Genomic DNA, 12,414 nt, shown 5'->3' with positions numbered 1-12,414 from the left:
TGCTCTACAAATCGGGTATATAGCCGCCTCTGACAAGTTAGATCTTTGTATAAGCATTTGTCGTTTTGAGCGCAGTGAAAAATCTTTCCGGCTTTACATTTCTGACTTTACATAATAATATAAACACTAGAAGGTGCTAAAAAATAAGCAGGGTGGTCTTATGAAAAAAATTGACGAAGTGTATGATATTCTTGTCCAATTAACAGAAGACAAAGAGAGCGGAGTTTGTGCGGCGGATATTGCCTTAAAAATTGGAATAGACAGAACCAATGTAAGCAGATACTTAAACGAACTATATAAAGCCGGTAAAATTGAAAAAATAAAAGGCAGGCCTGTACTCTACAAAGTTAAAGAAAAAAAGAGAAACTCGAAAGAAACTGCAAAAGCATTAATTTCTCTTGATAGACTCATAGGAGCAGATATGAGTCTAAAAGCTGCCATTCAGCTAGCAAAAGCGGCCATATCTTACCCTACTGACGGCTTGCCAATACTTATACTTGGAGAGACGGGAGCAGGTAAGTCTATATTTGCAGAAGCAATATATGGTTTTGCCGTAGAATCTAATTTACTGTCCTCTGATGCTCCCTTTATAAGTTTTAATTGCGCTGACTATGCCGATAATCCCCAGCTTTTAATAGCTCAGCTTTTTGGAGTTAAAAAAGGTGCCTATACCGGAGCGGCAGAAGATAAAACAGGTCTTTTAAAACAGGCTGACGGCGGTATAATTTTTTTAGATGAAATACATCGTCTGCCTCCTCAAGGGCAGGAGCTTCTGTTCATATACATGGATAAAGGCTGCTTTAGGCCCCTTGGAGAAACCGAGAAAGTTGTCACTTCAAAAGCACGCCTAATTGCAGCAACCACCGAAGAACCTCAATCTTATTTACTAAAAACATTCATAAGACGAATTCCGGTAACTATAAATCTTCCACCGCTTCGGGAAAAGACTCTTGCGGAAAGATGCGGCCTAATATGCGCTTTTTTAAGCGAAGAATCGGCCCGCATAAATAAAGACATATACATCGAAAGAAACTGTTTTATTTCATATTTACTTTATAATTGCGCAGGCAACATAGGTCAGCTTAAAAATGATATACAGATAGCTTGCGCAAAGGCATTTTTAAATTACAAATCTCAAAGCAGGGAGTATCTTTTCATTTCTTCAGAAGACCTTCCCCTCCATGTGAAAAGAGGCATCATGAATCTGCATAAATTCCGCGATGAAATAGAAACACTAATAAGCAGCAACGAGGAAGTGCTTTATTTTTCTCCGGACAAGGACTACCATACCATCTTTTTAAGGGACAGCAGCGAGGGGCATTTTTATGAAGTCATAGAAGAAAAGTTGGAAATTTTAAATAAAAGCGGAATTGAAGAACAGGAGATAAATAGAATTTTAAATGACGAGATAGAAAAACACTTCAAAAAATACATCCAAAATATGGCAGAAAAGTACCATAAAGATGAAATTTCTAAAATAGTAGGTGAAGAAGTAATAAATACAACTGAAGCAATACTGAATATGGCTGAGATAAAATTAAACAGATATATGGACGAAAAGATCTTTTTTGGATTGGCTTTGCATTTGCAAAAAACCATAGATAGAATAAAAGTCGGAGGGAAAATATATAATCCACGCCTTAATTTTATAAGAATAAACTATCCGGATGAATTCATAGCAGCTGTAGAAGCGGCAAAACTGATTGATCAGAAGTTTAAAATTGAAACACCTCTGGATGAGATAGGCTACCTTGCTATGTTTTTTGTTCCTGATGAAGATTTACAAAGCGAAGAGCTTGAGGGTAAAGTTGCGGTTTTAGTAGCAATGCACGGCGATACAACCGCAAGCAGCATGGCCAAAGTAGCAAACGACCTAGCGGGAACAGAGCATGTAATAGGTCTTGACATGCCTCTTGCCATGGATCCTGAAAAGATGTATAAAACAATAAAGGAATATGCAATAAAATGTGACAGGGGCAAGGGCGTTTTACTTTTTGTAGATATGGGTTCTTTAAAAAATTTTGGCAACATGATAGCCGAGGAAACAAATATTAAAATAAAAACAGTTGACATGGTAACCACTTTAATGGTAATAGATGCATGCCATAAAGCAATTACCGGAAAAGACTTAGATGAGATATACGAATCGGTATCAAAAATAAATAATAGAGAATCCGGCGGTTTTCGAAAAAGCACAGCACACATAGAAAATGTTATAATAACAGCGTGTTTTACCGGCCAAGGAGCAGCTAAGGAATTAAAAAAGATTGTTGAAGAAGAATATTTAAGAAATAACAGCAGCATAAAAGTAATTCCGGAGGAATTTATTAATAAAGGAGAGTTCGAAGAAAGCATTAAAAAACACAAGCAAAACTCTGACATTATAGCAATAATCGGTACTCTTGATTTTGCAGTACCTGATATTCCGTATATTTCTGCCGCGGATTTGCTTACAGGAAAAGCCAAAGATTTTTTACTTAGTCTTATAGATGAAGTCGAAACCTATAAAAAGATAGAGCAATCACTGTGCGAGCATCTAAAGGCGGTAAACGCTGAAGAATGTTTCAGAATGTCAAAATCATCCGTAATAAACATCTCAAAGGCGCTTGGTCTTTTAATTCCTTCAGAAGTAAAGATAGGTATAATACTTCATATGGCATTTTTGATTGAAAAACTGGCATCAGGCGGCAAAAGAGCCATTTTCGAAAACTTACAGGAATATGAAAAAAGGCATAAAAAAGAACTAGTTATTCTAGAAAACCATTTAAAGCCCCTTGAAGATTATTTTAATATTGATATAGGTCCTCACGAATATGCTTATCTTTGCAGGATGTTTCTTGAAAATGCAGAGGAAACCAGACAATTTTCAACTAGTGTGTAATGGTGCAAAAAGTGTGTATTTTTTAATACACACTTTCTTATTAAGCAAAACCCAGATCCCCCAATGGTTAGAAATTTTTTAGCCTCCATATAAACTTTGGCATGAGAATTGCTCTTATAAAAGAGCAAGGAGGTGAAAATATGAAAAGGATCATGCTGGTATGCTCTTCAGGGTCTTCCACAAGCCTTCTTGTAAAAAAAATGCAAGAAGCGGCTCAGAAAAAAGGGCTTACGGATGTGGAAATTGTTGCTACATCCCAAGCAGAAGCAAAAAATCATTATGACGATACCGATGTACTACTTTTAGGACCACAAGTAAGATATTTATACAATGAACTTAAAAAGACCCTTGCCGGCAAAAAAATTGCTTTAGATGTAATAAACAGCAAAGATTATGGAACAATGAACGGAGAAGCAGTATTAGAACAAGCGCTTAAGTTAGCGGAGAAAAAAGGGGAAGGCGAATAATTAAAATCTATAAAGGGGGATTTTATTTATGGAGGCTTTTATAAATTGGATGGATGAGCACTTTGTGCCGATAGCGGGTAAGATAGGATCTCAAAGACATCTTGTGGCTATACGTGACGGCTTTGCCGGTATTATGCCTTTAATACTTGCAGGTTCCTTTGCGGTTCTTCTTAATAATACATTATGTGTATGGATACCGGCTTTATCGTTTTTAGTTCCGATAAATGGCGCAGTTTGGTGGGGAACCTTTGCTATAATGACTTTGCTTATAGTGTTTTCCATAGGCTACAACCTGGCAAAGAGCTACAACGAAGATGGACTGATGGCAGGCTTAATATCAGTAGCAAGCTTTATAATCACACTTCCTCAAGCGCCGGAGGGGGTAGGATGGGGATTTATCAAAATCAATTATCTTGACGCCACTGCACTTTTTACAGGTCTTTTGGTGTCCCTTATAGCAACAGAGATCTTTGTAAAACTTACGAAAGCTCATCTTGTTATAACTATTCCGGGAGACGTGCCTCCTGCCGTAGGAAGGGCTTTTGCAGCGCTAATTCCCGGGATTGTTACAGTATATGTTTTTGGAATTTTAACGTCAATAATAACTGCCATGGGCGGGGTAAGCTTATATGATGTTATACTAAAGACTATCCAGACTCCGCTTCAAAATCTAGGTCAAAGCGTAGGTTCAGCTATGCTGGCAACTTTTCTGATAACGCTTTTTTGGTTTTTTGGTCTTCATGGGGCAAACTTATTAGATCCTGTGATGAATGCCATTTATCTGCCGGCACTGCAGGCAAATGCCGCGGCGATTCAGCAAGGAGCAGTTCCTCCAAACATTATTACAAGGGTGTTTTTCGATACTTATTCTCATCTTGGAGGTTCTGGCGCAACCTTGGGATTAATTATTGCTATATTACTTGTGGCAAGAAAAAGACAGGATTTAAAGAGCCTTGCAAAACTTGCACTACCTGCGGGAATATTCCAAATTAATGAACCAATTATTTTTGGACTACCTATAGTGCTAAATCCGATATTATTTATACCGTTTATAATAATTGAACCGATACTTACACTCATTGCATATTTAGCTACGGCTATAGGCCTTGTTCCGCCGACATATGTTGCAATTCCATGGACATCACCGGTTGGAATAGGAGCTTTTCTTGCAACAGGTGGAAGCGTGGGAGCAATGATACTTGCTATAATTAATCTTGTTATTGCAACCCTAATATATATACCTTTTGTAATATTATTGGATAGACAAAAAACTACAGAGACAGATAGCAAGGATTCAAGCAAATAATTGCAGCCGGGTGAGGCAGCGAATAAATTCGCTGCTTTCACCTTTATAAACAAATTTTGTAAGGAGAGATTATCTTATGGATTTAGAACAAGATATACTTAATTTAATAACATGCAGCGGAGAGGCCACAAGTCTTTCTATAGAAGCCATAGAATACGCAAGATCCAATGAATTTGAAAAGGCGGAGGAGTGCTTCGAAGAAGCTGATGAAAAGCTTATAATGGCACATAAAATCCAAACTTCTTTATTACACAGAGAAGCCGGCGGAGAGAATTTTTCTATCTCCATATTACTGGTACACGCCCAGGACCATTTAATGAATGCAATTACGATAAATACATTGGCCAAAGAGTTTATTAAGGTCTATAAAGAACTTAGAAGCTTAAAAGAAAAAGGTGATTAAATGAGAGAATTGGGGATTTCGGTATATCCTGCAAAGAGCAGCGAAGAGGAAGATTATAGATATATAGATAAGGCTTTTAAGTATGGATTTACCAGGATATTTACAAATCTTATCTCTGTAGAAAACGATAAAGCACTGCTTGAACGATTTAAAAGAGTTTGTTTGTATGCCAAAAGCAACAAAATGGAAGTTATAGCTGATATAAATCCCGAGGTGCTCAAAAATTTAGGAGTATCCTTCGAAGATATTGAGTTTTTTTATAATCTTGGTCTTTATGGAATTCGATTTGACACAGGTTCCGGCGGCTTTGAGGAAAGCCTTATGACATATAATCCTTACAATCTTAAAATAGAAATAAATATGAGCTCCGGTGTAAAATATATGGAAAGTATTATGGAATATAAGCCTAATTTGGAAAATCTCATGGGCTGCCACAATTTTTATCCGTTAAGATATACCGGCATTTCAAGAAAGCATTTCGAAAAGTGTTCAGCAGCCTTTAAATATTATAGTATACCTACGGCTGCCTTTGTTACATCACATAGCAGAGCGACATTTGGTCCTTGGCCGGACAGCGACGGGCTTTGTACTTTAGAAGAACACCGTAATCTTCCTATTGAAACACAAGCAAAAGATCTATTTAATACAGGGCTTATTGATACAGTGATAATAGGAGATTGCTATGCATCAGAAGATGAATTAAGAGCATTAGGGTCTCTTGATAAAAATATATTGTCTCTAAATGTAGAACTTGAAGAAGGCATATCCAACATTGAAAAGAAGATTGTTTTAGAGGAGCCCCATTTTAACAGGGGAGATATTTCTGAATACCTTATAAGGTCTACATTAAGCAGAATAAAGTATAAAGACAATGTTTTTAAGGTTTTCAATCCCGTTAAGCAAATAAAGAAGGGGGATATTTTAATCCCAAGCTCAGAATACAAAAGATATGCGGGAGAACTTCAAATAGCATTAAAAGACATGGAAAACAGCGGAAAAATAAATGTGGTTGCAAAAATTGCGCCTGAAGAGGTATTTTTATTAGACTACATTCAGCCATGGCAGAAGTTCAAACTAAAACTTAAATAAATAAGAGGAGGCTTGACAAATTGACTAAAAAATACAAAATAGCAGTTATCGGTGGAGGTTCAAGCTATACCCCTGAACTCATCGACGGCTTTATAAAGAAAGCCCCGGAACTTCCTGTAAGTGATATTTACTTGGAAGACATAGAACAGGGAAAAGAAAAACTGGAAATAGTTGGGGCTCTTGCAGAGAGGATGGTAAAAAAAGCAGGGCTTGATATAAATATTCATCTGACGCTGAATCAAGAGGAAGCAATTTCGGGTGCAGATTTTGTAGTATCGCAGTTTAGAGTCGGGGGTCTTGACGCCCGTATAAGAGATGAAAAAATACCTCTAAAATATGGAGTCATCGGACAAGAAACCACAGGCCCCGGTGGTTTTGCCAAAGCACTTAGGACCATTCCTGTTATAATGAATATCTGTAAAGATATCCAAAGACTTGCACCCTCTGCTTGGCTCATAAATTTTACTAATCCTTCCGGAATAATTACAGAAACGGTCTTAAATCATACAAAAGTTAAGGCCGTAGGCCTTTGCAATGTGCCCGTAAATATGATAAATTATGTTGCTCAAGTGTTCGAAGTTGAAATGGAAAGAGTTTATATAGAGTTTGCCGGATTAAACCATCTCGTATGGGGGCAAAAAATTTATTTAGATGGCGAAGATGTAACAGAAAAATTACTTGATATACTTATAACCGGCAAAAATTTTACCATGAAAAATATACCGGATTTGATATGGGATAAAGATTTGATTAAGTCTCTAGGCATGCTGCCTTGCCCTTATCATCGCTATTATTACATGTCTGATAAAATGTTGGAAGAGGAAATAAAAGAAGCCTCAAGCGAGGGCACCCGAGGCGAGGTAGTAAAAAATATAGAGAAGGAGCTCTTTAAACTTTATAAAAATCCTAGTCTTGATATAAAACCACCGGAACTTGAAAAGCGAGGCGGCGCTCTTTATTCCTATGCCGCTTGCAACCTTATAGATTCTATAGCAAATAATAAAAAGGACATACAGACAGTCAATGTTAGAAATAACGGAACTATTCTAGATTTGCCTGAAGATGTGGCGATTGAAACAAATTGTATTATAGGCAAAAATGGAGCATCACCTCTTACAGTAGGTCATGTGCCAGCAAAGATAAGGGGATTGATGCAGGCGGTAAAAGCCTATGAACAGCTTACCGTCGAAGCAGGCGTTAAAGGTGATTACTATACAGCCCTTCAAGCATTAACTATCCATCCCCTTGTGCCATCTGCTGATGTTGCAAAAAAGATTTTAGATGATATTCTTCGTCAAAACAAAGAGTTTTTGCCCCAATTTCAAGGTTAAAATCAAAATTTGTCGCCTATCAGTGATGCAAAAATTCAGGAACTGCCTCAATTAGAACAAAGAGGCCTATACCAACGAAAAGAATGCCGGCTGCAAGTTTAAGATATGCAGAGGGCACATAACGTGAGACTGCCTCGCCAAACAAGGCGCCTATAAGAGTTACCAAAACCAGCGCAAGTGATGCGCCAAGAAAAATTGGAAGCGGTTTTTTGTATTGGGTTACCAAAGTAAATACGGCAAGCTGTGTCTTGTCTCCCATCTCTGCCAAAAACAGCATGCCAAAAGCCATCAAAAAAAGTTTGAAGTCCATAAGGTTCCTCCTATATTGTATGCGATATTAAGGTTGTTTTAAAGCTAAAGACCTTTTCCCGGTAAGAAGTAAAAGAGGGTAAAGGTCTTTTTTATTATAACAAATATTTACCTGCTGATGCAATGATGGCATTACCGTTTATATAATTGTTTTTGAACCATGAAAATCTACAAAGCATGAAACAAAATGCCCCGGTGATTTTTCGATAAGTTCAGGATTTTCATCTTTACATTTTGCAATAGCGTATTTACATCTGGGATAGAACCTGCAGCCTGGCGGCGGATCAACCGGCGAAGGCACCTCGCCTTGAAGGATTTCTTTAGGGGCTCTCATTTTTGGATCTTCAATAGGTACCGCAGTTAGAAGAGCCTCTGTATATGGGTGGAGCCTATGTGCAAAAACCTCTTCTGCCGGCCCTGTTTCCACCAATTTACCCACATACATGACCGCAATATAGTCAGAAAGATAGTAGACAACTCGAATATCATGAGAGATAAATAAATAAGTCAAATTTAATTTTTTTTGAAGATCTTTTAGCAGATTTAAGATTTGAGCTCTAACCGATACATCTAAAGCAGAAATAGGCTCATCAGCCACAACGAAAGTCGGATTAAGCGCTAAAGAACGAGCTATACCGACACATTGCTTTTGGCCGCTTGATAGGGTGTGAGGATATTCTTTAGCAATCTCTGGCTTAAGCCCTACTAACTTTAGCAAATCATCGACCTTTTCTTTAAGCTCCTTACCCTGAGCTATGCCGTGAACTAAAAGAGGTTCGCCGACTATACTTTCTACATTTTTTCTTATGTCAAAAGAGCTGAAGGCGTCCTGAAAAATGATCTGGGCATTTCTACGGAATTCCTTTTCCTTCCAAAATTTTTCATCATAAATATTTTTACTGTTAAAAATCACTTCTCCACTAGTAGGTTCAATAAGTTTAAGAACAAGCCGGCCTACTGTTGTTTTGCCACAGCCGCTTTCACCTACGAGACCCAAAGTTTGTCCCCTCTTTATATTAAAACTTACATCATCTACGGCATGGACCCAAGAAGTGGGCTGCCCCAATAAGCCGCCTCGCAGCGGAAAGTATTTTACTAAATTTTTTACTTCAATGATATTATCATTATTCTCAGTCAATCCATACCCCTCCTCAATGGCGGCCTTTTTGCAGAGGATCAAATTCTTCTCTGACCCAGTTGCCTACTAAATTTAAGCACAAAACAGTAAGAGCGATTATTAAGCCCGGGAATACCACTATCCACCAAGCACTGGTTATATATTGCCGCCCTTCGCCAATCATCAAGCCCCAAGATGAAGCCGGAGGCTGAATTCCGTAACCGAGGAAACTCATATTAGCTTCAGCGCTTATCATGTGGGCCATTTCAAGAACAAAAGTGGTTATCAATGGAGAAATTACATTAGGGAGAATATGATTAAATAAGATGCGCGGCATACTGCAACCTATAGCCCTTGAAGCTTCAACCATAGTAGATTCGCGAGCGGTCAAAACTTGACTTCGCGCCATTCTAGCATATATCATCCATCCTACTAAAAGCAAAGCTATTGTTAAGTTTGCCTGACCGGGCCCTAATACCATAACGAAAGTTAAGGCGATAAGAAGTCCGGGAAATGACGATGCCACGTCAACGATACGCATTATTATTAAATCTGTCCAACCACCGAAATATCCTGCAATAAGACCCAACAATGTTCCTATAGTGCCGCCAATAGCAACTACCGTAAAACCAACACTCATAGAAACCCTACCGCCGTATATAAGCCTAGATAGTACATCCCTGCCCTGCTGATCCGTTCCGAGAATATGGGGGAAACTGCCATCTGCAGGCCTTTCAAAGGTAGGAGGCTTCAGCCTGTTGACTATATTGCCCTTTGCCGGGTTATAAGGCGCTATAAAGGGTGCAAATATGCTAATAGCAATAATTAAAATGAGTAATATAAAAGCAACTAGCGCTAAGCTGTTTCCCGAAAAGTGCTGCAAAAATCTTTGGAATGCATTCTTCTTGACTTCGGATTTGCTATTTTTCTCATCAATTCCTTGCTGTGTATTATTAGACATTTGCAGCCCTCCCTAATATTTTATTCTTGGATCTAAATAGGCATATGATATATCCACAATTAAGTTAATCAAACAAATTACGACTGCTACAAAGAATACTTCAGCCTGCAAAAGAGGAAAATCCTGCCTGCCTATTGTATCTACAATAAGGGTACCAAAACCAGGCCAGCCAAAAACCACCTCAACGGCAGCGGTTTCGCCGGCAAGGAGTCTTCCAAAATCCGATCCGCCCATTGTAACAATAGAGGTTGCAGCGTTTTTCAATGCGTGACCGAAAAGCACAGCAGTTTCGCTTGCTCCCTTAGCTCTAGCAGTTATGGCATATTGAGCGTTCAATTGCTCTGCCATGGAAAATCTAACTATTTGGGCCAGGTGCCCCATAGGCACTACTGCAAGAGTAATGGTGGGAAGAATCAAATGACGCAATGTACCATAGCCCGATGTAAAAAACCAACCCAATCTTACTGCGAAAAATAGAACAAGCATAAGGCCAAGCCAAAACGGAGGCAGACACAATCCGATAAGTGAAGCGGAAGTGAGAAATCTGTCTAAAAAAGTTCCGGGCTTATAAGCGGCTAAAATCCCCAATGGAATAGCAACTACAATTGATAGAATCATTGCTGCGCTCACGAGCATAAAAGTAGCAGGCATTTTATTTATCACAATTCCTAAAGCCGGTATTTGTTGCCACCAGGATATTCCAAAATCCAGTTTTACCATACTGCCTAAGAATGTGGTCAATTGTTCAAAAAGAGGCTTGTCAAGGCCAAGCTGATGACGTAGAGCGGCTCTTTCAGCTTCAGTTGCTTGAAGCGGCAGCATTGTATTTACCGGATTGCCTACCATGTGGGTTACAACAAAAACTAGTATTGAAACACCTAAAATTACTACAATTGTATACAGAAGGCGCACTATAATGTATCTTTTCATTAGCCTAACCTCCAAAAATAAATGGCAGGGAAGGCTTTTAGGCCCTCCCTATAATATCTCTAATATCTCTATTTCAACTTCATCTCAAATACAGTGATTCTGGAGTCCTGTCTCGGCTCCCATTCAAGGTTTGGCGACATGCCATAGATATCCTTTAAGTTTAAAAGAGGCAGCCCGAATGGATCTTCATATACGATTTTTGCAAGATCTTTATATAGCTGAAGTCGCTTTTCGGTATCCATTTCGCTTCTTGCAGCATCAATCATTTTGTCGACCTCAGGATTTGAGTAAGCAGACTGAGGTCCGCCGGTCTTGATTAAAGCCTGATAAAATCTGTCCATATCAAAGAGCTCATTTCCATTTGAACTAAACATCATATCCGGAGCCTTGTCTAAATTAAATAATGTGTCTAGCCATTCCTGCCAGCTTAAAAAGGTAAGCTTGATGTTAAATCCTGCATCGGTAAGCATGCCTGCAACAGCTTCAGTTAGTTCTCCATCTTTAAGCCATCTGCCGCGCTCAGATACAAGCTCTATAACCTCGCCATTATAACCTGCCTCTTTAAGCAGTGCCTTGGCCTTTTCGGGATCATACGGATAGGCTTTAATTTCGTCATTGTAGCCAAAATATCCGGGTTTTGCCAGTTGTCCCTGTGCCACGTTTGCATAACCTAGATAAAGGCTGTCTGCAAGGGCTTTCTTATCTACAGCATAACAGGCGGCTTGCCTCATAAGCTTGCTTTTCATCGGTCCCCTCAAAGTGTTGAACCGAATAAAAGTAAATTCAATACCGTCCGAAGTCTTATAAGCTGGTAGTTCGGACACATACTCAGGCAGCATGTTTACAGCTAAGTCGATTTCTCCTGCTTTTAAAGCTGAAAGTCTTGTAGAACTTTCTTGAATAAATCTATATGTTGCACCTTTTATTTGAGGCTTATTACCCCAATAATCCTCATTTCGCTCGATGGTTATATCGACACCTCTGTTCCATTTGGTTACCTTGTATGGTCCTGTGCCTATAGGCTCTGTTGCTACTTTATCCGGATTGCTTTCTATATACTTTTTATCAACTATATCTAATCTTGTAAGACGCTTTGGAAGTATCGGGTCAGGTCCGTCTGTTACAATCTGTATGGTTTTGTCGTCAATAACTTTTGCATCTTTTATTGTATTGAAATTGCCTGCGATTTGTGACTTATAGGCAGGATCCGTTACTCTTTTTATAGAGAATACAGCATCTTCTGCCGTAAAAGGATCTCCATTGTGGAATTTTACTCCTTCTCTGAGAGTAAGCTGCCATGTAACATCATCTATACTCTTTATATCTGTAGCAAGGCCGTTTATTGGTTCAAGAGTCTTGCCGTCAAGCTCTAACAATCGTTCAAAAACATTGTCAGTAACTGCTCTCATATTACCGTCATCAGCAAACTGAGGATCTAAAGTCGACGGTTCGCCTTGAAGAGCTATTATGATAGTATCTTTTGTGGCCGTGGAAGTTGTGCCTTCTTTTCCGGGCTGCTGGGTGGGCTGAGAACTTGAGCCTCCACATCCTGCTATTAAAGTTACAACAAGTGATAAAATAAGCAAAAATTGTAATCCCTTTCTCATACTTACAGTTCCC

11 protein-coding genes are annotated in these 12,414 nt (G+C 38.8%); 6 read left to right on the top strand and 5 right to left on the bottom strand.

Annotated elements, in window-relative coordinates:
* The first annotated feature begins 160 nt into the window (after positions 1–160).
* From TSYNT_RS08070 to TSYNT_RS08045, 6 genes are all read left to right on the top strand, one after another.
* Positions 161–2,881: a sigma-54-dependent transcriptional regulator gene (locus TSYNT_RS08070; RefSeq protein WP_059032996.1), complete on the top strand. Its 2,721-nt coding sequence runs from the start codon at positions 161–163 to the stop codon at positions 2,879–2,881.
* A gap of 140 nt (positions 2,882–3,021) precedes the next feature.
* Positions 3,022–3,348, top strand: coding sequence for a PTS sugar transporter subunit IIB (locus TSYNT_RS08065; RefSeq protein WP_059032995.1), 327 nt, complete (start codon positions 3,022–3,024; stop codon positions 3,346–3,348).
* A 28-nt stretch (positions 3,349–3,376) separates the two neighbouring features.
* Positions 3,377–4,654, top strand: coding sequence for a PTS sugar transporter subunit IIC (locus TSYNT_RS08060; RefSeq protein WP_059032994.1), 1,278 nt, complete (start codon positions 3,377–3,379; stop codon positions 4,652–4,654).
* A gap of 76 nt (positions 4,655–4,730) precedes the next feature.
* Complete coding sequence (locus tag TSYNT_RS08055; protein WP_059032993.1) at positions 4,731–5,057, top strand: PTS sugar transporter subunit IIA; 327 nt, start codon at positions 4,731–4,733, stop codon at positions 5,055–5,057.
* Positions 5,058–6,146, top strand: a complete 1,089-nt coding sequence (locus TSYNT_RS08050) for a DUF871 domain-containing protein (RefSeq protein WP_059032992.1) — start codon at positions 5,058–5,060, stop codon at positions 6,144–6,146. It abuts the gene before it with no gap.
* Positions 6,147–6,166: 20 nt separating this feature from the next.
* Positions 6,167–7,477: a 6-phospho-beta-glucosidase gene (locus tag TSYNT_RS08045; protein ID WP_059032991.1), complete on the top strand. Its 1,311-nt coding sequence runs from the start codon at positions 6,167–6,169 to the stop codon at positions 7,475–7,477.
* A 19-nt stretch (positions 7,478–7,496) separates the two neighbouring features.
* Here TSYNT_RS08045 and TSYNT_RS08040 read toward each other — a convergent pair whose 3' ends face one another.
* The 5 genes from TSYNT_RS08040 to TSYNT_RS08020 form a co-directional block, all read right to left on the bottom strand.
* Entirely contained in the window at positions 7,497–7,787 is a 291-nt protein-coding gene (locus TSYNT_RS08040) for a TMEM165/GDT1 family protein (protein WP_059032990.1), read from the bottom strand.
* A gap of 138 nt (positions 7,788–7,925) precedes the next feature.
* Positions 7,926–8,924 carry an ABC transporter ATP-binding protein gene (locus TSYNT_RS08035; RefSeq protein ID WP_059032989.1) on the bottom strand — a complete coding sequence of 333 codons (999 nt, stop codon included), beginning with the start codon at positions 8,922–8,924 and terminating at the stop codon, positions 7,926–7,928.
* A gap of 13 nt (positions 8,925–8,937) precedes the next feature.
* Positions 8,938–9,864, bottom strand: a complete 927-nt coding sequence (locus TSYNT_RS08030; RefSeq protein ID WP_059032988.1) for an ABC transporter permease — start codon at positions 9,862–9,864, stop codon at positions 8,938–8,940.
* A 12-nt stretch (positions 9,865–9,876) separates the two neighbouring features.
* The gene (locus tag TSYNT_RS08025) at positions 9,877–10,794 is read right to left on the bottom strand and encodes an ABC transporter permease (RefSeq protein ID WP_059032987.1); all 918 of its coding nucleotides are present in this window, start codon (positions 10,792–10,794) and stop codon (positions 9,877–9,879) included.
* A gap of 68 nt (positions 10,795–10,862) precedes the next feature.
* Entirely contained in the window at positions 10,863–12,401 is a 1,539-nt protein-coding gene (locus tag TSYNT_RS08020; protein WP_059032986.1) for an ABC transporter substrate-binding protein, read from the bottom strand.
* Between the last annotated feature and the right edge of the window lie 13 nt (positions 12,402–12,414).

It is taken from the genome of Tepidanaerobacter syntrophicus (genome assembly GCF_001485475.2).
Lineage (GTDB): Bacteria > Bacillota > Thermosediminibacteria > Thermosediminibacterales > Tepidanaerobacteraceae > Tepidanaerobacter > Tepidanaerobacter syntrophicus.
The sequence above is the reverse complement of the archived record's forward strand: the minus strand, read 5'-3'. Positions and strand labels throughout refer to the sequence as shown.